At 38.6% G+C, this 21,614-nt stretch carries 19 protein-coding genes and 1 tRNA gene; 17 read left to right on the top strand and 3 right to left on the bottom strand.

Going from position 1 to position 21,614, the window contains the following annotated elements:
• Positions 1-10 precede the first annotated feature (10 nt).
• From BQ5364_RS00985 to BQ5364_RS00960, 6 genes are all read left to right on the top strand, one after another.
• Positions 11-5,779, top strand: a complete 5,769-nt coding sequence (locus BQ5364_RS00985) for a CehA/McbA family metallohydrolase (RefSeq protein WP_071143453.1) — start codon at positions 11-13, stop codon at positions 5,777-5,779.
• Between the two features lie 22 nt (positions 5,780-5,801).
• Complete coding sequence (locus tag BQ5364_RS00980) at positions 5,802-6,968, top strand: YibE/F family protein (protein ID WP_004613308.1); 1,167 nt, start codon at positions 5,802-5,804, stop codon at positions 6,966-6,968.
• 134 nt (positions 6,969-7,102) lie between these two features.
• Complete coding sequence (locus BQ5364_RS00975; RefSeq protein WP_004613309.1) at positions 7,103-7,555, top strand: DUF2975 domain-containing protein; 453 nt, start codon at positions 7,103-7,105, stop codon at positions 7,553-7,555.
• Positions 7,556-7,566: 11 nt separating this feature from the next.
• A complete protein-coding gene (locus tag BQ5364_RS00970) occupies positions 7,567-7,782 on the top strand; it encodes a helix-turn-helix domain-containing protein (RefSeq protein ID WP_004613310.1) in 216 nt (71 codons plus the stop codon).
• A gap of 21 nt (positions 7,783-7,803) precedes the next feature.
• Complete coding sequence (locus BQ5364_RS00965; protein ID WP_004613311.1) at positions 7,804-8,115, top strand: hypothetical protein; 312 nt, start codon at positions 7,804-7,806, stop codon at positions 8,113-8,115.
• 4 nt (positions 8,116-8,119) lie between these two features.
• Positions 8,120-9,610 (top strand): DUF4153 domain-containing protein, encoded by a 1,491-nt coding sequence (locus tag BQ5364_RS00960; RefSeq protein ID WP_004613312.1) that lies wholly within the window; start codon positions 8,120-8,122, stop codon positions 9,608-9,610.
• 283 nt (positions 9,611-9,893) lie between these two features.
• Here BQ5364_RS00960 and BQ5364_RS00955 read toward each other — a convergent pair whose 3' ends face one another.
• The 3 genes from BQ5364_RS00955 to BQ5364_RS00945 form a co-directional block, all read right to left on the bottom strand.
• Entirely contained in the window at positions 9,894-11,087 is a 1,194-nt protein-coding gene (locus BQ5364_RS00955; RefSeq protein WP_009243571.1) for a site-specific integrase, read from the bottom strand.
• A 78-nt stretch (positions 11,088-11,165) separates the two neighbouring features.
• Positions 11,166-11,369, bottom strand: coding sequence for an excisionase (locus BQ5364_RS00950; protein ID WP_002610247.1), 204 nt, complete (start codon positions 11,367-11,369; stop codon positions 11,166-11,168).
• The gene (locus BQ5364_RS00945) at positions 11,369-12,430 is read right to left on the bottom strand and encodes a replication initiation factor domain-containing protein (RefSeq protein ID WP_259317195.1); all 1,062 of its coding nucleotides are present in this window, start codon (positions 12,428-12,430) and stop codon (positions 11,369-11,371) included. Before BQ5364_RS00945 ends, BQ5364_RS00950 begins: the two co-directional genes overlap by 1 nt.
• Positions 12,431-12,926: 496 nt before the next feature.
• Between BQ5364_RS00945 and BQ5364_RS00940 the strand changes: the two genes are divergently transcribed.
• The 11 genes from BQ5364_RS00940 to BQ5364_RS00890 all read left to right on the top strand — a co-directional run bounded on the left by BQ5364_RS00940 (position 12,927) and on the right by BQ5364_RS00890 (position 21,333).
• The gene (locus BQ5364_RS00940) at positions 12,927-13,598 is read left to right on the top strand and encodes a type II toxin-antitoxin system RelB family anti-toxin (RefSeq protein ID WP_004847061.1); all 672 of its coding nucleotides are present in this window, start codon (positions 12,927-12,929) and stop codon (positions 13,596-13,598) included.
• 440 nt (positions 13,599-14,038) lie between these two features.
• A complete protein-coding gene (locus BQ5364_RS00935; RefSeq protein ID WP_009306604.1) occupies positions 14,039-14,932 on the top strand; it encodes a Rossmann-like and DUF2520 domain-containing protein in 894 nt (297 codons plus the stop codon).
• On the top strand, positions 14,907-15,734 hold the full coding sequence (gene panB / locus BQ5364_RS00930) for a 3-methyl-2-oxobutanoate hydroxymethyltransferase (RefSeq protein ID WP_004847068.1): 828 nt from the start codon (positions 14,907-14,909) through the stop codon (positions 15,732-15,734). Before BQ5364_RS00935 ends, panB begins: the two co-directional genes overlap by 26 nt.
• A gap of 11 nt (positions 15,735-15,745) precedes the next feature.
• Positions 15,746-16,591 carry a pantoate--beta-alanine ligase gene (gene panC / locus BQ5364_RS00925; protein WP_004847070.1) on the top strand — a complete coding sequence of 282 codons (846 nt, stop codon included), beginning with the start codon at positions 15,746-15,748 and terminating at the stop codon, positions 16,589-16,591.
• Positions 16,592-16,604: 13 nt separating this feature from the next.
• Complete coding sequence (gene panD, locus BQ5364_RS00920; protein ID WP_004847071.1) at positions 16,605-16,985, top strand: aspartate 1-decarboxylase; 381 nt, start codon at positions 16,605-16,607, stop codon at positions 16,983-16,985.
• A 421-nt stretch (positions 16,986-17,406) separates the two neighbouring features.
• Positions 17,407-18,231 (top strand): fumarate hydratase, encoded by an 825-nt coding sequence (locus tag BQ5364_RS00915; RefSeq protein ID WP_268874293.1) that lies wholly within the window; start codon positions 17,407-17,409, stop codon positions 18,229-18,231.
• Between the two features lie 9 nt (positions 18,232-18,240).
• The gene (locus BQ5364_RS00910) at positions 18,241-18,789 is read left to right on the top strand and encodes a Fe-S-containing hydro-lyase (protein WP_004613314.1); all 549 of its coding nucleotides are present in this window, start codon (positions 18,241-18,243) and stop codon (positions 18,787-18,789) included.
• Positions 18,790-18,803: 14 nt separating this feature from the next.
• Positions 18,804-19,520, top strand: coding sequence for a lysophospholipid acyltransferase family protein (locus BQ5364_RS00905; RefSeq protein ID WP_004613315.1), 717 nt, complete (start codon positions 18,804-18,806; stop codon positions 19,518-19,520).
• Between the two features lie 9 nt (positions 19,521-19,529).
• Positions 19,530-20,564 (top strand): transglutaminase domain-containing protein, encoded by a 1,035-nt coding sequence (locus BQ5364_RS00900; RefSeq protein WP_004613316.1) that lies wholly within the window; start codon positions 19,530-19,532, stop codon positions 20,562-20,564.
• Positions 20,565-20,596: 32 nt separating this feature from the next.
• Positions 20,597-21,100 carry a cob(I)yrinic acid a,c-diamide adenosyltransferase gene (locus BQ5364_RS00895; protein WP_004613317.1) on the top strand — a complete coding sequence of 168 codons (504 nt, stop codon included), beginning with the start codon at positions 20,597-20,599 and terminating at the stop codon, positions 21,098-21,100.
• Positions 21,101-21,245: 145 nt separating this feature from the next.
• Positions 21,246-21,333 (top strand) — tRNA-Ser (locus tag BQ5364_RS00890).
• The last annotated feature ends 281 nt before the right edge of the window (positions 21,334-21,614 follow it).

Below are 21,614 nucleotides of genomic sequence, written 5' to 3'. Positions count from 1 at the left end.
GAGGATTTTTATGAAACAAGGTAGAAAAATCAGTATCGTGTCACGAATGTTTGCAGTGCTTCTTGCAGTTATGATGGTATGTAGCAACATCAGTCTTCCTTCAAAAGCGGCAGAGACAGTTCAGACAATCGCAGCATGGGAATACAAGGACAAGGATTCCGCGCCTTCCAGCCTTCCGGCAGGTGCGACATCAGGAAGTGGACAGCTTAATGTCACAGGAGCAACTTATACCGGATATTCGTCAAAAAGCCTGGCGGCGAATAACTGGGAAGAAGAAGGTTATTGGACCATTTCCGAAATCAATGCAGAAAAGTATGAAAATTTAACATTTTCGGCTTCGCTTCGTTCCTCAAATACAGGAGCAAAAAATTTCCAATTGGAATATTCTTTGGATAAAGGACAGAGTTGGACAGTCGTTGACGGCGGAGCGGTAGAAATTACAAGTACCAATTTGACACAATTATACAAAGATGTGAAACTTCCGGCAGAGCTTTCCGGACAGAATTTTGCACTTCGTGTAAAAAAAGTTGGGACAACAAGTGTGAACGGCGGTACAGTTGCACCGACCGGAGCAAGCAATATTAACCATATTGTGATTAAAGGAACAACAACAGAAGATGGCGGAGAAACGACCGAGACTTGTGCCGAGGTTGAGGCATCCGTAGAACCTGGCAAGGTGGCAGCCGGAACAGAGGTCACATTATCCTGCCAGACCGAGGGGGCAGAAATTTACTACAAAGTAAATGATGCACAGGAATTTACAAAATATGATGCAGCAATCACGATTACAGAAAATACAACAATCACTGCATATTCACAAAAAGAAGGATTCAATAACAGTGAACAGAAAGTATTTTCGTATACAGTGGAAGAAGAGCCGGCTCCGGAGCCAGAACCGGATCCATCAGAAGGACAAAGACTCACAGAGTTAAAAGACGGCGATGTGTTTGTAATCTACAATCCGGCAAACAAAAAAGTAATGTCAGCTTCCGCAAGTGGAACAAGGCTGGCAGCATTGGATGGACAACCATCGGAAGAAGATGTTTTAGATGCACCGGAAGGCTCAGCAGTTTTGAAAGCATCATTAGATGAAAAGACAGGATATTACACACTTACTGCACAAGGCAAATACCTCACAACTGGAAAAAGTGGTGGAAGCCTTACGTTAGAAGAAAAAGAAAGTGATTATAGTCTGTGGGAAGTAGAAAAAGCAGACGAAAATGGCGGATTCTTTTTAAGAAGTGTCAATGCAGAGTATGGTGGAAAGAAAAATCAATACATAGAATACTATAGTACGTTTACAACATTCGGAAAGAAAGAAGGTTCCTCAGCAGACGCGTACTTGATGTATTTCTATCCGGCAAAAGAAGGTGTTCAGGTAGAGACAGATACTGTTCTGAATGTGGCACAGTGGGCAGGAAATGCCAACTACGAAGAAGCTGGTGTGCAGACAAGCATTGCAGGGGATTTGTATAAGACAAATGACATGTTGGATACCGATGCAAATTATACAGCAGTTGTGTCCGGCAAAGAAGTACTCCCATACACAAAAGCAACGAGCTCTAACACGGATTCTACTTCTTACTATATGGGCGGTACCGGATTAGGATCAGGGAACAATGATTACCTGCAATTTGCATTATCTTCAAAAGGATACGGAGCGATGGAACTTTCATTCCGTCTTCGCTCAAGCAAGACAGGGGCAGGCTCTTATCAGCTTCAGTACTCTGTAGATGGAACAAAATTTGAGGATTTTACAACCGGTTCTTATTCTTACAAATATACAAGCTATGGCTCAGATGGAAAACCGTATGAAGTAAGTAAATCGGGAGATGTCAAAGACGGGATTGCAAAGACAAGCTATGCTCCGGGGGAATACATTAACTTTAAATTTGATGTTCCGGAAGGAGCAGAACATGCGGAGAAATTATATGTTCGTCTTGTAGCAGGAACAGAGCGTGCAGATGGAAAAGAAGGAACACCAGATAAAAGAGGAACACTTCGTATAGATTCGGTAGTGCTTACCGGAAGTCCGGTCATTGCGGATGATATCTGCGGTTATGTAAAAGCAGATCCGGCATCCGGAGAAGCGGCAACGGGAACCGAGATCACACTGACAAGTGCGACAGAAGGTGCGGCTATTTATTATTCAATAGATGGCGGAGAGTACAAAGTATACGATGATGCCAACAAACCTGTCTTAGAAAAGCTTCCTGCAAATATGCGGGCATATGCATCAAAAGATGGTGTGTCAGACAGTATTAAGACAATTTACAAATATACAAGCGGCAAGGTGAAAAACGTAGAGGCAACACCAAATGGCGGCGCAGTTATGAAAAACACAGAAGTCACTTTGAAATGTGCAACAGAAGGTGCAACTATTTTATATTCTACTGACGATGGACAGAATTGGACAGAGTACACAGAAAAAATTGTGTTGTCAGAACTTCCAATGACGTTCAAAGTAAAAGCAGTCAAAGAAGGATATGAAGACAGCAACATTGTTACACTTTCTTACACAGAGAGAACAAGTGAAAAATATAATCTTTATTTTGGACAGCTTCATTCCCACACAAGCTATTCCGATGGTGCGGGAACTGCACAGCAGGCATATGAACATGCTTCAGGGGTGGAAAATCTTGATTTCCTTGCACTGACAGATCACTCGAACTCGTTTGACAACGCAGACAGTGCATCTATTACAGACGGTTCTATGAGTGAGGAATGGACAGAAGGACATGAGCTTGCTCAAAAGTATACAACTGACGATTTTGTAGGTTTGTTTGGATATGAGATGACATGGTCAAACGGTCTTGGACATATGAACACTTTCAATACGGAAGGGTTCCAGAGCAGGACACAGACAGAATTCTCAACATACAGCACAGCCTTGCAGAACTACTATGCAGCGTTAAAGACAGCGCCACAGTCAATTTCACAATTCAATCACCCAGGAACGACATTTGGTGATTTCAGTGATTTTGCTCACTACGATGAAGAAATTGACAAGCTGATCACAACAATTGAAGTTGGAAATGGAGAAGGAGCAATCGGAAGTTCCGGATATTTCCCATCTTACGAGTACTATCAGAGAGCACTTGATAAAGGATGGCATGTAGCTCCGACAAACAATCAGGACAACCACAAAGGACTTTGGGGAGATGCCAACACAGCACGAAGTGTTGTATTAGCTGACAGCCTCACACAGGAAAATATCTATGATGCAATGCGCAACTATCGTGTGTATGCAACTGAAGATAATGACTTAAACATTTATTACACATTAGATGGTTATGAGATGGGCTCTATTTTGTCAGAAGGACAGGTAGGAGACACCGTTACTTTAAAAGCAGAATTAAGTGATAAGACTGATGATTCTATCGGAAAAGTTCAAGTCATTACAAATGGCGGACTTGTACTGAAAGAAGAGACTGTTGCAGCCAATACAGATACAGTAGAATTCCAGATAGATAATAACTATTCATATTACTATTTGAAAATCACAGAGACTGACGGTGATATAGCAGTGACGGCTCCGGTATGGGTAGGAGAAGTGGAAGCAGCAGGAATCAACGGAATCTCTACAACCGAAGTACTTCCGGTAAAAGGAGAGGCATTGCCTGTCACATTGGATTTATACAACAATGAAAATACAGATATGACAATCAACTCAATTACATTTTCCGTAGATGGAGAAAATGTACATGAAGTTGATTTGGAGAAAAATAACCTGACAAAAGTAGATTCGATGGGAACAGCATCTTACACATTTGATTATACTTATGACAAAGTAGGAAACATGGAACTAAATGTCACAGTGAATGCAACACTCAACGGAGTAGAGAAAGTTTATAGCAGCGTTTTGAAGCTTACATATGTAACGCCGGAGATGGTGACAAAAGTAATCATTGACGGTACACATTACAATGACTATGTGACAGGATATTATGGTGGAAATGTCGGAAACTTTACAAAGATTGCGGGAGACAAGAATGTAAAAGTTGAGGTTGTGAAAGATGAGATCACACCAGAAATGTTAGAAGACTGTGCATTGCTTGTTGTCTCAGCACCGGCAAAGAAAACAGGAACAGCAAATGCCGGAGATTACAAACCTTCGCATTTCAGTGATGAATTTATTAACATGGTAAAAGACTACACAGATAAAGGCGGCACATTAATCGCATGCGGAATTGCAGATTATCAGGATACAACAAGCGGCCAGACAGCAACAGAGATGAACAAGCTCTTAAAAGCAGTCGGGGCAACAACAACCCTGAACAGTGATGAAGCATATGACGAGACAAATAACGGCGGTCAGCCATACCGCTTATATCTGAAAAACTACAACAAAGATTCAAAATATTTAGAAGGTGCAGTAGAAGATCAGGAATACAGTGCATACAGCGGATGTACGGTAAACCTTGACAAAGATGCAGTTGCAGCCGGAAAAGCAGAGGCACTGATTACAGGATATGACACAACATATTCTATTGACTGCAAAGATGAAAACGGAAATCCGGTATCAGGTAGTCCGGTTGTAGTAGAAAAAGGAGATATGGTGGCGCTTGCACATGAGACGCTTGATAGCGGTGCAAATGTATTTGTGGCAGGAACTGTATTTATCTCTGACTTTGAAGTGAAGGCGGAGCAGGATAATATTTGGGATCTGCCATACCTCAACAAGACAATTGTAGAGAATATTTTGGATGAAGTGACAGTAGAGCTTGAGACGACACCGATTGAGACAGTGCGTAAAGAAGGAAAAATGGGTGATGTATTTGCAATCGAAGGCTATGTGACAGCAGGTACGAGCAATGAAAATAACAAATTCTTTGATGCTATTTACGTGCAGGACGACACTGCCGGAATTACCGTATTCCCATATGCACAGACGGGTCTGGAAATCGGAACAAAAATCAGAATTACCGGATATGTAGACGCATATCAGGGAGATAAAGAAATCCAGATCATTAAAAGCGAGATCATTCCAGATGATACCCATGTGTATGATCCGGAAAAACTATCTGCAAAAGATGCGATGAATTATGAAGAGAACGGAGGAAAGCTTGTTCAGATCAGTGGAAAGGTAACAGATGTAGTTTACAGTGCAGATGGAACCGGAGTATCACAGTTCTGGATTGAGGATGGAAGCGGAGAAAAAGGAAATGTCTTTATTGACGGTTATATTACTTCCGGAACAACCGGAAAGAATGAACTGGCATCTTTCGTGAAAAAAGGAGCAACCGTTTCGGCAGTAGGACTTGTATATGCACATCCGGAAGGAGAGTCAGACATTCCGGTCACATGCTTAAGAGTCCGTAACTGTGATGAGATTAAACAAGAACAGACTGGCGTGACAGTTGATAAGAATGCGCTTTTGGAAGAAATAGAAAAACTTCCTGCAAAATCACAGAGCAGTTATACAGAAGAAAGCTGGAACAACTATGCTACGGCATTGAAAGAGGCACAACGTGTATATGCAGATGAAAATGCAACACAGGCAGAAGTAGATGCAGCAGTAAAAGCACTTCAGGATGCGAAAAAGGCACTTGTAGAAAAGAGTAATAATGGCAATGGCGGTAATAACAACAATGATGGTAATACCGGAAACGGTGGAAATGCCGGAAGCGGCAGTCAAAATGGAAACGGCAAGAAACCTCAAAATACAGCAAATAAAGGGGCTCAGACCGGCGATCAACAAGCTGTTACAATGTATCTGGTTCTGATTGCAGCCTCAGTGATCGCAGTGTCATTTACAAAAAAGAGAAAAGTAAACTAAACAGCAAAACAGGTGAACAAAAATGAAAAAAATATGGACTTCACCTATGAAAAGGAAAGGTGGCCAGTTGCTCATTGGGGTGCTGGCTGCCCTTGCTTTTATATTGGTGATCTACTATGCAAACCATGACAGACCAGTTTACAAAGAAGGAGATACATCAGGGACTTCTTATGAAATTGGAAAAGTAGTTGGAATTCTGGAAGATAATGTGACTGTAGATGAGAGTACAGATGGTCTGTGGCGTGGGGATATGAAACTTCAGGTAAAAATACTGACAGGAGCATACAAAGGTGAAACTGCAGAAGTAACAAACTATTTCAGTTCTCTGTATAATGTCAGAGTCAGTCAGGGAGATAAAGTATCTATCCGAATTGATACAGATGATGATGGAGGATATCAGGTATCGGTCTATAATTATTATCGAGTACCACAGATTATAGCAGCGATTGCAATTTTTATCTTACTGTTAATTGTCATTGGCGGAAAAAAGGGAGCAAAATCAGCGGTTGGTATTATATTCACGATGGTGTGTATTATATGGATTTTACTGCCGCTTACAATGAAAGGATATTCGGCACTCCTTGTAACAATTGTTCTCATTCTGATTTGTAATCTGGTAACGTTCTTTTTGATAGATGGGATTCAGATTAAGACTGTGGTCGCAGCAATCGGAAGCATGTGCGGAGTGCTTGCAGGAGCAGGATTTTCTGTTATTGCACAGAGATTCATGTCAGTGACAACATACCAGATGGAAGAAGCGGAAAATTTACTTCTCATCATGGGAACAACTGATTTAAAGATAAAGGATCTCTTCCTGTGTGGAATCTTAATTGCATGTATGGGGGCGGTAATGGATGTGGCAATGAGTATTGCATCTTCCATTGCGGAACTTCACATAGTAAATCCACAACTGACAAGGTGGGAGTTGTTCCGGTCAGGAATGAATATTGGAAAAGATGCAATGGGAACAATGTCGAACACATTGATTCTTGCATTTGCAGGAAATTCATTAAACATGATGGTTATGATCTATTCCTACGGAATCGGATTCCAGCAGTTGATGAATACAGACTTTATAGCAATCGAAGTAATCAGAAGTATTGCCGGAAGTATCGGAATTATATGTACCGTGCCGTTTGTGGCGTTTATAGCCGCTACAGTATTTGCAAAGAGTCACAGCACAAAATAGTGCTGTGTCTTTTTTTGTAACTTTTTATAAAACAATAAATACATATTGAAAAACGATAAAAAACTATTGAAAAACAGAATGTTATGTGATATATTAACATCAACAAATAAGACATTAAAAGAAAGGAAAAAGCTATGAGAGAAGAAAAAATTATTAAATTTACAAAAATCATATTAGATATCATGTATTTTTCTGGAATGATAGTTGTTGTGACTTTGCCGTTCACTCTAAAATTAGCAGGAGAATACTATTCAGTAGCAATTGCTCAGAATTATTACAAGATGCTGGTTGTATTTGCGGCATCATCTATATTTGGAATATTTATTTTAGGACAGCTCCGTAAAATGATGAAGACGGTAATTTGTGATGATTGCTTTGTGTGGCAGAATGTAAAAAGTTTAGAAATTATGTCAGTCTGCAGTTTTAGTATTTCTATTTTATTTATTTTAAAAGTATTTTTTGTCCCAACACCGGCCACATTGATTATTATTCTTGTATTTTTCATCGCAGCACTTTTTTGTATTGTATTATCCTGTGTTTTTCGCCAGGCAATCAATTACAAAGAAGAAAATGATCTTACAATTTAGGGAGGTGCCATATGGGAATTATCATTAACTTAGACGTCGTCATGGCACAGAGGAAAAAGGGGCTGACAGAGCTTTCAAAAGAGGTGGATATCACGATGGCAAACTTATCTATTTTAAAAAATAATAAAGCAAAAGCAATTCGGTTTTCTACATTGGAAGCAATATGTAAGGCTCTTGATTGTCAGCCGGGAGATATTATTGAGTATGTTCCTGATGAAGAAGAGTGATATTGAAAAGGAGAGGATAGTATGAATACTTTGACAGATGTAATGAACTATTTTCATTTTGTTATGATTGCGGTATATGTGCTTGGTGGAATTACTGTTATTACAACAGTGGCAAATATAAAAAAGAAAAATTGCAGAACAGTTTTTCTCGTAATTTCCACAATGGTTCTGTTTGCATTGATATCAATCTATTTCTTTTTTGGTGTATTGGCGGATAACTATGCGGCAAACCTGTCATTTTGGCAGATTCATTTGAATGGAATTGCTTTCATAAGTGTGAGTTGTTGGATAATACAGATTGTATTTTTATTCTTGACAAGAAAAAAGAGGTGACATTATGGAAAAAACATTGATTAGCAAAATGGAAACACAATTTCCATTCTTTGGTCTAATGAGTCTTTTATACGGAATGATATTTGCGTTTTGTATGTACAGTAACTTCAATGGTGTTACGTTTCCGATTCTTATTGTGGTTACAATATTGTTTGGAGTCCGATATGTGAAAAAGATTGGGCTTACAATCCAAAGATATACATGGATTTATATTTTAGGGATGATATTGCTTGCAATTTCAAGCTTTATGACGACCAATGCATTTATCATATTTTTTAACTGGGTTGGAATCTTTTTATTGTTTGTTGTAATGATGATACATCAGTTTTACAAAGACCTCAATTGGAGCTTTCAAGTATACTTTAGAAATATAATTGTGGTAATTGGAATAACGCTTGGGAGTATCGTTTATCCGTTCCGTCATGCGGCAGCGTATATTGCACCAAAATCATCAAAACAGAAAAGGATTGCAGTGTATATTTTAGTCGGAGTGGTAATTGCAGCAGGACTTTTATTGCTCATTCTTCCGTTGCTCGTACATTCAGATCGTATCTTTGAGATGTATTTTGGAAATATAGCAAGCCATATTCAATTTGGGAATATTTTTGGAATTTGTATGATGGCTTTGATAATGTGCATTTTATGTTATGCATTTTTCAGTGCACTATGCAGATACCAACCAGAAGAGGAAACAGAGACGAGAGGAAAGAAATGCAATCCGATAGTAGGAATTACATTTACATCTGTTATCGCAGTAATATATCTTTTTTACAGTGTGATTCAGATTATATATCTGTTCATAGGACAGGATGGTGGAATTCCGGCAGAAATCACTTATGCAGAGTATGCACGTTCCGGATTTTGGGAACTTCTCTTTGTGAGTATTATTAACTTTTTGATGGTGCTCGTAAGTATCTATTTGTTTCAAGAAAATAAGATTTTAAAAGGAATCCTTGCAATCATTTGTATGTGTACGTTTATTATGATTTTTTCATCTGCGTACCGCATGTGGATGTATGTAGATGTTTATCATCTTACATTTTTACGGATGTTTGTGCTTTGGTTTTTGGGAACACTTACATTGGTAATGCTCGGAACAATTCTTAGCATTTATAAAAAGAAATTTCCGTTGTTTCGCTATATCATGCTGGTAGTTGGCTGTTGTTATATTGTATTTTCTTTGGCGAGACCAGACTATTGGATTGCAACATATAATATTGCAAATACAGAAAATATGAATATGGGAGAACTGAATTATCTTGTTTATAGTTTATCCGATGATGCAGCACCAGCAATTGCCAAGATTCAGCCACAAGAGATTACATGGAGTGAAAATGATTATTGGTATTATGATGATTTAGAGCAACCAAAGAATGTATTGAAAAATTATTTTTCTGACATAAAGGAAAGATATCGGAATTTGGATATACGCAAGTGGAACTATGCAAAAATGCAGGCTGTAAAAGAGGCAGAACAATATTTGACGGACAAATAAAAAATAGAAAGAAGAGCCAGAATATGATATGATAATACATATTATATTTTGGCTCTTTTAGCCTGAAAGGAGTGACCTACGTGATTCGTACAATCAATATAAAAGAAATTAAAGAAAAATTATATATGTCTTTTTGACTATCTTTTTATATCTTCTTAAATGTCCGTAAAGCCTTATTTTATCGGCTCTACGGGCATTTTGCTTTTGTTGTAAACCTCACATATCTAGGTCTATCTTCTTATATTTTCGCTATCAAGCGTGGTTAAAATCGTGGTAAATACTTCTATGCGATTAGACGCTGAACCTCTGATTTTGCAGTATCTATGGACGCATGAGCATACCAGTTCATTGTGATACTGATATTTGAATGTCCCATGATATACTGTAAATCTTTTGGGTTCATGTTCTTACTTGCCAGCCTTGTGCAGAACGTATGGCGTAGTGTATGCGGTGTGATATGTGGCAAGGGATTGTCCTTATGGTGCTTGTTGTATTTCTCTACCATACGGACAAAAAGCATATTGTAATCAATCGCAACTTTGGGCTTGCCTTTATGATTTACAAATAGAAAGTTGCCCCGTCCGTCTATCACAAATGGTTCTGCCTTTGGGCGTTTCTTCATAACCCGTTGAAATGCTTGTATCGTTTCTCTGCTTAATGGCACTTGCCTTGCTCCGCTTTTTGTCTTAGGCGTTTCAATATAGTAGCCCTGTTCCTTGCTCTTTAATAACTGGTGGTCGATAATCACAACTTCATTCTTGAAATCAATATCGGCTACTGTCAGTCCGCACAGTTCCGAGATACGAAGTCCTGTCTTTAACAGTATCAGCACATCATCATAATACTTGTGATACACATTGTCCGCCTTGATGAATGAGAGTAGGGCTTGTTCCTGTTCCTCTGTCAATGCGACTTTCTCTTTGGTATCATTTTCTATAACTTCACTTAACTTGAAATCAAAAGGGTTTTTCCTTACACAATCGTCTTGTATGGCGATATAGAATGACGCTTTTAACGAGCGTTTATGGTTGTTAATGGTGTTATAGGAAAAGCCTTTGTCTTTCATGCGTAACGCCCATTCCTTAGCGTCAGAGGGTTTTATCGTATCAATGCTCCTAGCACCTAACTTGTCCTCTTTCAATAACCGCATGAGCTGTTCCCGTTGTTTCTGTGTGCTCTTCTTCACGTTTGCCCTCTGTGTGTTCTGTTTGGCGTAGAGTTGGCAAAGCGTCATTTTCTTGCCTGTGCTGTCGATACCGTCCTCAATATCCCGTCTTATCTGCTGTTCCAGTTCACGAAGTGAGGGTTTTTCCCGTTTTCCCTTTGGTGTCGGGTCTGTGGGTGTCAATCTCCAAGCATACACATATTTTGTGTTTCCAAATGCGTCCACATATTTATATAAGTATTTCCCGTCTGTTCGTTGGCTCTCTCCAGTATGCAGGATACGTCCTTTGCTATCCCGTCTTTTTTCTTTCATGGTGTCTGCTCCTTTCCTTGTTGGAAAGAGCCTTGATATGACTTGTATTCATCATAACACATACAAGGCTCATTTGCATTAGATTGCGTCCAATTTGTCAATGACCTTTTCAAACTGTCGGCGTTTAATCTGTATGCGGTTGCCATTCATAATGAGCCAGCCAGCGTCCTTGTTTTCCTCTGCCAATCGTCTTAACTTGTTTTCTCCGATACGGAAATATTTTGACGCTTCTTCAATGGTAAGGGTGTATTTTTCCCATACGGGAATATCGTTGTTATTCATCAGATACCCCCTTTCCCATGTTTCGTGTTATATTGGATATAGGGGATAAGATCGGTGCGGTCTATCCTCTGTAAGTGGGCGGTTAGTTTACTGGAAAGGGAATTGCTGTATCTTGCCTTATCAAGCATAGTTCCCACTTTTTCCAGTCCACCTAATGCGTCATGTTCTTCCAAGAAGTAAAAACTTTTCACAGCGGAAATCACGCCACCCTCTGTGAGCCATTGCTGTGTTTCCTCAAGAGAATTATGTAGTTTCGGTACTTGCAGTTTTAAGACTTCCATAGCCCCTAAAAAGCGTTCCCAAAACCGACACGTTTTCCATCTGCTCTTATTACTTTCATTTCTGTTTGGCACGACAAAGCGTAGGTTGTTTGCCAATAGCCCGAAAGCCAGTTCCCCAAGTTCCAGCGGTCTGTCTTTGAATGTCATGGCAAAGGCATGAGCCTTATCATCACGCAGTTGCATTTCTGTCCGTTTCCAACTGCCGACTTCATCAAGTGTCTTATTATGTTTTGAACAGACTTCCTTATCTTTGTCATAAAAGCGGTAGGACAATCCCGATTTACCAGCACCAATATAAACAGTCTTTGCAGTGTCGAAATCATCAAACTTGCTTTCGTCAAAGTGGTAGCCCTCACTATTAGAAATAAATTCCTCTTTTTCGCATTTCTTCTTTATCTGCTCTATGGTAAAGAATGGCTTTTCGTTCTTATCATCAATGGCAATATCAAGTCTTGTGAAATGGAAATTATCCAGTCCGTATCTTCGCTCACAGCGTCGGAACATATCCCCAAAGGTATAATTCCTACTGTCGAGAATACGGAAAATATCATCACAACCTCTGCCAGTCATAACAAGATAACAGCCTAGCCCCTGTGGGTTGTCCTCTGTCTTTCTTGCGTCCCCCGATACATAAATATCTCCAATCTGCCAGCGTGCCTGATAAGTCTTGAATTTTATCGTTGCTGGATAAACATTGAAAATGTCAGTCGGTAAATCTAAAATGTGCATGATTACATCTTCAGCGGTTGCCGTTTCAAATACAATGCTGATGTAATCAATCTTAACGGATAAATTTTTGTGTGTAGTTATAGTGCATTTCTCCTTTCGTATGCCCCGTTTTTTTGCGGGGTAAAAATTGTGTTTTTTCCTTTATTTATCACAGTTTCTAGGTACTATGACATGTATACGCAGGGCGGTGTTACATATACGCCCTTTACGAGCGCCTAAAGGCGTTCCCTTTCTTCCTGTGTCTGTTCCGTTCTTAACGCTCACGAGCCTTGAGAGGCTCGTGGCTAAACGAAACAGCCCCAGTCAGAAACCCTATTTTTAGTCTGATAGTCCATGCTCATTCATGCTATCAAAGTGAAAACATCTCTTATATATGCTTACTCAAGTGTGTGATTGACCCTAGCGTGCTTAATCACTCTGTCTGATAAGATAATAACGCCACTAGAATTACTTGTCAAGAAGTTTCGATTGACTTTTCGATATATATTAAGTATGATATGCTTATAAATGACAATAAAAGCAACGAAAGGAGCGGTTATACTAAGTTATGGAGTATTATGAAAAGAAAATCAGTTTCTTAGGAGAAAACATACAAATCATAAGAAAACACAGGGGAATGAAACAACAGGAACTTGCCAATAAAATCGGTATCAATATGCAGAGCCTTTCCAAGATTGAACGAGGTGTGAATTATCCTACCTTTGATACATTGGAAAAGATAATGGACGTGCTGGGAGTAACACCGAATGAATTATTGTCGGGGGAATGGAAATATATTGACCACACCGAGCCATATATCATGGACGTTATCAAACGAGAACAGGATTTTAATGTTTCCTTAGATTATTTGTCTGAAAATGAATTTTTCAATGACGAAAAAGAATGTAGATTTTACATGGAAACTACATTGATTAGATACATTAGCAATTATCTTTCTAGTGAGGTAGTAGAGTTGGAAGAACTTATGGAAATCAAGCAGTTGATACAGCGTCAGAAATTGGAACGCATGATGAAAGTACATAAGGAAATGCGAGGGTTAGACCGATACAGAGAACAGCCCAAAGAGTATAAATATCACGACCCTTATGATGATTGGATATTCCGTCAGCTTGCAGATATAGACAACAGAAACAACATTCCCAACACTTCGCCACAATTAGATTTTAATGAAACGGACTATGAAGATTATCTAAAAGAGAAATGGAATAGAGGACTTTAATTTTCCTCTTGCATGAAAGATACAGCAAACAAAAAGCCCAATCAAGAGTGCAAAGCACCACCAATGGTGGTAAGGCTCTTTACAGGGTTCTTTCTTTTCTGTGGTGGGTAATCAAGCGAAAAATGAAGAAGTGTTTTGTCATGCTTTATATTTTTATCCCGACTTTGATAATTCAGATTGTGAAAATGATTAAATACAGAAAAGCTAAATAACACGATTTATATTAGCATCACTTTAATGATAAATTAGTTAGAGTGGTGCCTTATTTTTTTCTCTGTACAATCACTTAAATAGGTGCTATAGTAATGGGTAGATAGTATTCGAACAGAAACTATACCACATATTTTTTATTTTTAAACCATGAGGATTATATCAGTTTGAACGAGACCTCATCCATGCAGATTTTCATGATTGTCACTTCCCAGAAAGGAGTGATCGATATGAGAGCAGGATTTATCGGAGCGGGGAAAGTAGGATTTTCCCTTGGAAAATACCTGAAGGAAAACGGCGTAGAGATTACGGGTTACTTCAGCAAATCACCGGAATCAGCTAAATCAGCAGCAGATTTTACTAACACAAAACTATATAAGAGTATAGAGAATATCTTAAGTGACAGTGATACCCTGTTTATTACTGTGCCTGATGGACAGATAAGCAAAGTATGGGATTATATGAAGAATCTGGATATTAAAAATAAAAATATTTGTCATTGCAGCGGTTCGATTTCATCAACCGTTTTTTTTGATGGTGAAAACCTCGGTGCAAATATCTATTCGGTACATCCCCTATATGCAATAAGTGATAAGTGCGAATCATGGAAACACTTGAATAAGGCTTATTTTACTGTGGAGGGTTCGGCAGAGAATCTAGATGAGATTAAGAGTATCTTTGAGCGAGCAGGAAATAAGGTAATCGCAATGGGAGCGGAAAATAAATCTCTTTACCACTGCGGTGCAGTAGTTGTAAGCAATCTCGTAAACGGACTTTTTCAAGTGGGGGCTGAAATGCTTGTAAAATGCGGCTTTGATAAAAAAGATGCAAAGAAAGCCTTAGTGCCTTTGTTTACTGGAAATGCCGACACATTGGCAGAAAAAGGGGTTGCGGCTGCCCTCACAGGTCCTGTTGAGCGAAATGATTTGTCGACTATCACAAAACACATTGAAGCTATTAAGGCAGCATGGATAAACGAGTCTGAGGAAAAGGTGGGATATGAGATGATATATCTTTTGCTTTCAGAAAAGCTTCTCAGTATTGCACAGGAAAAACATTTAGACAGTGACTATTTGAAGATGACGGAGGTAATTAAAAATGAAAAACACAGTATCCACTTTTAAAGAACAGAAGGTTAAGGGCGATAAGATTACAATGCTGACAGCCTATGACTATTCGACAGCTAAATTGATGGATCAGTCAGGTATTAACGGTATTCTCGTTGGAGATTCTCTTGGCATGGTTATGCTCGGATACGAAAATACTTTGCCGGTAACAATGGAAGATATGATTCACCATACAAGAGCAGTTACAAGAGGTGCCAAAGATGCCTTAGTAGTTGGAGATATGCCGTTTATGTCATATCAAGTTTCAGTTGAAGAGGCCATGTATAACGCAGGAAGACTTATGAAAGAAGGAAGATGTCAAGCAGTAAAGCTAGAAGGTGGAGCCTCTGTTTGTCCACAGATTAAAGCTATTACAGCTGCTTCAATTCCTGTTATGGCACATATTGGACTTACACCTCAGTCAGTGAACGTTTTTGGAGGCTTTAAAGTTCAGGGAAAAAGTGAAGAGGGAGCAAAGAAACTCATTGAAGAGGCAAAAGCTGTTGAAGAAGCAGGAGCATTTGCGATTGTTTTGGAATGCGTACCTGCAAAATTAGCGGAAATTATTTCTGAAAGCATTAATATTCCTACAATAGGAATAGGTGCAGGATCTGGCTGCGATGGACAGATTCTCGTTTATCAGGACATGCTTGGAATGGTCTCTGACTTTACACCTAAATTCGTAAAACAATTCGCAAAGGTAGGAGATGTAATGAAAGAAGCCTTTGCTGCATATATAGAAGAAACTAAACAGGGAAGCTTTCCAGCACCTGAACACACATTTAAAATTTCAGAAGATGTAATTAACAAGTTATATTAGGAGATAGAACGATGAAAATAGTAAAAACCGTAGATGAAGTGAGAGTTATAGTCAAAGAATGGAAGAAAGAAGGTCTTACAGTAGGTCTTGTTCCTACTATGGGATTTTTGCACGAAGGACATAAGAGTTTAATTACAAGGGCTGTTTCAGAAAACGATAGAGTTGTTGTCAGTGATTTTGTAAATCCGACTCAATTTGGAGTAGGGGAAGATTTGGAAAGCTATCCGAGGGATTTGGAAAGGGATACTATGCTATGTGAGGAGGCAGGTGCTAATTTAATATTTAATCCTGAGCCGGAAAATATGTATTTTGACGATTTTTCAACATATGTAAACATAGAAAGTCTTTCAGAGGAACTTTGTGGAAAATCACGACCAATACATTTCAGGGGTGTAGGCACAGTAGTATCTAAACTTTTTAATATTGTAAATCCCGACAGAGCTTACTTTGGTCAAAAGGATGCACAGCAGCTTGCGATTATAAAAAGAATGGTTAGAGATTTGAACTTTGATATCGAAATTGTGGGCTGCCCTATAGTTAGAGAAGAGGATGGTCTTGCAAAGAGTTCAAGAAATACATATCTAAGCAAAGATGAGAGAAAGGCGGCACTAATTTTAAGCAAAGCAGTTAAGCTCGGAGAAGATATGGCAAAAGCAGGAGAAAAAGATACAGATAAAATTGTATCAGAAATGATTAAGCTTATTGAAACTGAGCCTATGGCGAAAATAGATTATGTTCAGGCTGTAGACGCTGTTTCAGTTAAACCGGTCAAGGAGATGACAGCACCAGTACTAGTTGCCATGGCAGTTTATATCGGCAAAACCAGATTGATTGACAACTTTATTTACGAAGGTTAAACGGGGGTTAAATATGACATTTGAAATGTTAAAGGGGAAGATACACAGAGCTACAGTAGTTCAAGCAGAACTTGATTATGTAGGAAGCATCACTGTAGACGAAGACTTACTTGACAGTGCCGGAATTTTGGAGTATGAAAAGGTAAGTATCGTAGATATAAATAATGGGAACAGATTTGAGACATACACAATTGCAGGAGAAAGAGGCAGCGGAATGATATGTCTCAATGGAGCTGCTGCAAGATGTGTTCAGACAGGTGATAAGATAATCATAATGTGCTATGCACAGATGACTCCAGAAGAGGTAAAGAAAAATCCACCTAAAGTAGTATTTGTAGATGAGGATAACAAAATATCAAGAGTCGCAAGATACGAAAAACATGGTAAGCTATAAGACATGTAATTTGCAAATAAAAAAGGGCATTTCGGTAATTAAAAAATGTAAAAGGTGAAGAATATGTCATCTGCCCTCGTTGTGAGCAAGAAGTTTATAAAGAAGTAATAATTTATCCATTTTGTAACTTTGGCATAATGGCATGGCTTGAAGGAGAAAATGATGAAAATAGCAAACCAGTGAAAGATAAATCTAAGTAAAATCTCAGCTTAACAATTTAATATCTATATTTACAAAGCAGTTGGTCTTATGATTGACTGCTTTTAAAAAAGACACCGTTTAGGTGTGAGGTCTTTTTAGTGTTATTTATAGTCATATCAAGGCTCGTTTAATTATGGTAAATTCGTGGTAAAATGAGTGCTTTTCTATACTTCAAAATATTTGAAAGTATAGTGTTTATACGGATAATCAAAAATTAGATATAAAATTTACAACAAATATAAAAGAAATGTGTATCGAAGCGAACCATTTTCTATCCGAAGATATGGAGCGAGCAATGAAGCAAGCCGAAAAAGCAGAGCAATCACCTCTTGGAAAACAGATATTAGAACAGCTTGAGGAGAATCTTCAGATTGCTGCAGATGATATGATACCAATTTGCCAGGATACAGGAATGGCAGTGATTTTTTTGGAAATCGGACAGGATGTCCATTTACAAGGTGGTTCATTGGAGGATGCGGTCAATGAGGGGGTACGTCAGGGATATGTGGAAGGATTTTTACGAAAATCCGTCGTCAAAGATCCTCTTATTCGTGAAAATACAAAAGATAATACACCTGCGGTCATTCATTATAAAATTGTGGAAGGTTCGCAAGTAAAAATCAAAGTTGCACCGAAAGGATTTGGAAGTGAGAATATGAGCCGTGTTTTTATGCTAAAACCGGCAGACGGAATAGAAGGTGTCAAAGAAGCGGTCCTGACAGCTGTTAAAGAAGCAGGTCCGAATGCATGTCCACCGATGGTAGTGGGAGTTGGAATTGGAGGCACATTTGAAAAATGTGCACTTATGGCAAAAGAGGCATTGACAAGAGAAGTCGGAACACACTCTGATATTCAGTATGTCAAAGAGATGGAAAAAGAATTACTTGCGAAGATCAACAGTCTTGGAATAGGACCGGGAGGTCTTGGAGGAACCACGACGGCTCTTGCGGTAAATATCAACACCTATCCAACTCATATTGCCGGACTTCCGGTTGCAATTAATATTTGCTGTCATGTGAACCGTCATATTGTTCGTGTATTATAGGAGGTCATTATGGAAAAATATATAAAAGCACCACTGGAAAAAGAAATCGTAAAAACACTGCGTGCCGGAGATTATGTATATATCACAGGAACAATTTATACAGCACGTGATGCAGCGCATAAAAGAATGGATGAGACATTGCGGGAAGGAAAAGAACTTCCGGTTCCGCTCAAAGATGAGATTGTCTATTATATGGGACCGTCTCCGGCGAGAGAGGGACGGGTAATCGGATCTGCTGGACCGACGACCGCAAGCCGTATGGATAAATACACACCGAAGCTGCTAGACTTAGGACTTGGCGGGATGATTGGAAAAGGAAAACGGTCCAAAGAAGTCATAGATGCAATCATTCGCAATCAATCAGTTTATTTTGCGGCAGTCGGAGGTGCAGGGGCTCTTCTTTCAAAATGTATTCAGGAGTCCGAGGTGGTAGCCTACGACGATCTCGGAACAGAGGCAATACGTCGGCTGACTGTAAAAAATTTTCCCGTTATCGTTGTAATTGACTGCGAAGGCAATAATCTGTACGAGACTGCAATAGAACAGTATAAAAAATAAAAGAGGGCAAAAAGATGAAAAGAATTTTAATGATGGTATTCCGAAATATTCTGCTTGTTCCATATATGTGGTGCAAGCTGTGCTATTATGCAAGTCATGTGGAAAAATACACAGAAAAGCAGCGCTATGACATGTTGAAATTTATTGTAAAACGAGCTAATCGAGGCGGGAATGTACATATTGATGTGCATGGACAGGATAATATACCGAAAGAAGATGGATTTATGTTCTTCCCGAACCATCAAGGACTGTATGATGTGCTGGCGATTGTAGATGCCTGCCCGGACCATCCATTTTCTGTTGTGGCAAAGCAGGAAGTGAAAAATATACAATTTTTAAAGCAGGTATTTGCCTGCATGAAAGCGTTTACAATCGACCGCGATGATGTGAGACAGTCCATGAAAGTTATCATGGCAGTGTCAGAAGAGGTAAAAAACGGACGTAACTATCTCATTTTTCCGGAAGGAACGAGATCAAAAAATGGAAATCAAGTCGGAGAATTTAAAGGTGGAAGCTTCAAAGCAGCGACAAAAGCAAAATGTCCGATTGTGCCGGTTGCACTGATTGATTCCTTCAAACCATTTGATACAAAGACAATTTCACAGGTTGATGTGCAGGTACATTTCTTAAAACCGATGCTGTACGAAGAATATAAAGATATGAAGACAGTGGAGATTGCGGCGGAAGTAAAAAGACGGATTGAGGAAGTTATTAAGGAGAATGAGCGGTAGGAGAGAGCCATGAAAATAAAACCTAAATATCTGATTATTTGTTGTTGCATTGTATTTGCAATATTAGTGGCAATCAATATCATTAGTGAAAACCAGTCACAAAATGTAGCAAAGAATCAGATTAAAGAGCTGGCATTGACATATGAGTATATTGATACAAATTTTTATTATGAGCAATTAACCTCTGATGAGCAGGAGGTTTACCATAAAATTATAGAACAGTTAGATGTGTATCAAGGTGGAGAGATTCTTTTGGATAAAAAGATATCGGTCAACGAATTATCTAGAATCGCAGATGCAGTTCGGTTTAACAATCATAACAACTATTTTTATTTTCTTTTAACATTACCATTTACATCAGAAAATAAACTTGTAAACTGGGGAACAAATCAGAAAAAAGAGGACTTGGAAGAGAAAAAGATAGGTAAACTATTATTGGAACTCTATGTTGGAGAGGAAGACACGAGGTTAAATCAGTTTGAAATTTCAGATGATATGATTGTGACAAATTATGAATCGGAAAAGAAAATTTTTTCAACAATTTCCAATGATTTAATGAATCAATATGAGAGTATTCAAAAAGAGACGAATGAAATATTAGATGATGTTATTTCTAAAATGCCTAAAAATCTGACACAGGAAGAGGCAGTTGAGTATTTTAGTAATTGGATCATCGAAAATATGGATTATACAGAGAACTATACACCCAATATAGGATATGGAGAGGCGAAGGACGAAGAATTACAATTTAGTGTGTATATTTCATCTGTGACAAATAAATCTGCAGTGTGTGCGGGGCTTTCCATGATTTTATCAGAGTTATGTCGGAAAGCTGGGATAGAGTCCTATGTTTGTCTTGGAACAGTGTCTAATGGAGGAAGTCCTTTAAATCATGCATGGACAGCAATTAAAATAGGAGATACAACATATTACAAAGATCCGACGAAAGAAGTCGGTGCAAACAAGATATTTCCGCTAAAGACGCGAGAACAGCTGACGAGCGGAAATTATATTCTTAGATTTAGCAGCCATTTTAAATATTAGTTTACAGTAAAACAAAGCGAGGAGTGATAAAAATGAAGTTATATACAGGTACGGGGGACACAGGTATGACATCTTTACTCAACGAGACTAAGGTGTCAAAGGCAGATGACAGAATTGAACTGTTAGGAACAATAGACGAACTAAGCAGTAATATTGGTTTGGCAAAAGTTGTGGTAAAAGAAGAACAAAAACGAGAATTATCTGCGATTCAACAGGTACTGCTTACAGTGATGGCAGGAATTGCAGACTCTGCGAATGCAGACTTTAGAGTAAACAATGAGCAAATTACTTATATTGAAAGCCAAATTGATAAGATAGAAAATGCATTTCCAAGAGAAAAGAAATTCATTCTCTACGGTGACTGTGAAGCATCCGCACGTCTAGATGTCGCGCGGTCAGTTGCAAGGCGTGCAGAAAGATGCTTTAAAAGGGTAGAACTTCAATATCATGTGGATAAGAAAGCAATGCAATATATGAACAGACTGTCTGATTATCTATATATTATGGCAAGATATGAGGATTACAAAGAAAAATAAAATGCCTGAAATCCTTAATAAAAACAAGGAATTGAGTCAATATGAAAATTAAGTTAAAAAAACCGTTGACATTTGTAAAATCCTCTAGTATAATAACTTTTGCATTGCAGGAGAGCAATGTGAATATCATATCAAAAAACAATTCGGAGAAATACTCAAGAGGCCGAAGAGGCGCCCCTGCTAAGGGTGTAGGTCGGGCAACCGGCGCGAGGGTTCAAATCCCTCTTTCTCCGCTTTGAAAAAAGAGCATTAAAATAAAAAATAAAAAACTTTAAAAAAGTTGTTGACAAGCTCTGAAAGATGTGGTAATCTAATATAGCTGTCGTAAGACAACAAAAACAAAGAACATTGATAATTAAACAACAGATGACAAGATAACCCTGAAAGATTCTTAAAAGAGAAAAATTCAGAACAGACATGAAAATGTCAACCTAAAACAGTAAAGGGAAAGATAGCTAGCAGTTATCTGAACCGGAACAAACACTTTTAACGAGAGTTTGATCCTGGCTCAGGA

The organism is Coprococcus phoceensis (assembly GCF_900104635.1).
Taxonomy (GTDB): domain Bacteria; phylum Bacillota; class Clostridia; order Lachnospirales; family Lachnospiraceae; genus Faecalimonas; species Faecalimonas phoceensis.
The sequence above is the reverse complement of the archived record's forward strand: the minus strand, read 5'-3'. Positions and strand labels throughout refer to the sequence as shown.

Bases quoted from the DNA above. Each gene is read 5' to 3' on its own strand.
- BQ5364_RS00940 (WP_004847061.1), top strand. From the start codon at position 12,927: ATGGAGTATTATGAAAAGAAAATCAGTTTCTTAGGAGAAAACATACAA.
- panC (WP_004847070.1), top strand. From the start codon at position 15,746: ATGAAAATAGTAAAAACCGTAGATGAAGTGAGAGTTATAGTCAAAGAA.
- BQ5364_RS00900 (WP_004613316.1), top strand. From the start codon at position 19,530: ATGAAAATAAAACCTAAATATCTGATTATTTGTTGTTGCATTGTATTT.
- BQ5364_RS00985 (WP_071143453.1), top strand. From the start codon at position 11: ATGAAACAAGGTAGAAAAATCAGTATCGTGTCACGAATGTTTGCAGTG.
- panB (WP_004847068.1), top strand. From the start codon at position 14,907: ATGAAAAACACAGTATCCACTTTTAAAGAACAGAAGGTTAAGGGCGAT.
- BQ5364_RS00910 (WP_004613314.1), top strand. From the start codon at position 18,241: ATGGAAAAATATATAAAAGCACCACTGGAAAAAGAAATCGTAAAAACA.
- BQ5364_RS00975 (WP_004613309.1), top strand. From the start codon at position 7,103: ATGAGAGAAGAAAAAATTATTAAATTTACAAAAATCATATTAGATATC.
- BQ5364_RS00895 (WP_004613317.1), top strand. From the start codon at position 20,597: ATGAAGTTATATACAGGTACGGGGGACACAGGTATGACATCTTTACTC.
- BQ5364_RS00970 (WP_004613310.1), top strand. From the start codon at position 7,567: ATGGGAATTATCATTAACTTAGACGTCGTCATGGCACAGAGGAAAAAG.
- BQ5364_RS00935 (WP_009306604.1), top strand. From the start codon at position 14,039: ATGAGAGCAGGATTTATCGGAGCGGGGAAAGTAGGATTTTCCCTTGGA.
- BQ5364_RS00980 (WP_004613308.1), top strand. From the start codon at position 5,802: ATGAAAAAAATATGGACTTCACCTATGAAAAGGAAAGGTGGCCAGTTG.
- BQ5364_RS00965 (WP_004613311.1), top strand. From the start codon at position 7,804: ATGAATACTTTGACAGATGTAATGAACTATTTTCATTTTGTTATGATT.
- BQ5364_RS00950 (WP_002610247.1), bottom strand. From the start codon at position 11,369: ATGAATAACAACGATATTCCCGTATGGGAAAAATACACCCTTACCATT.
- BQ5364_RS00960 (WP_004613312.1), top strand. From the start codon at position 8,120: ATGGAAAAAACATTGATTAGCAAAATGGAAACACAATTTCCATTCTTT.
- BQ5364_RS00905 (WP_004613315.1), top strand. From the start codon at position 18,804: ATGAAAAGAATTTTAATGATGGTATTCCGAAATATTCTGCTTGTTCCA.
- panD (WP_004847071.1), top strand. From the start codon at position 16,605: ATGACATTTGAAATGTTAAAGGGGAAGATACACAGAGCTACAGTAGTT.
- BQ5364_RS00955 (WP_009243571.1), bottom strand. From the start codon at position 11,087: ATGAAAGAAAAAAGACGGGATAGCAAAGGACGTATCCTGCATACTGGA.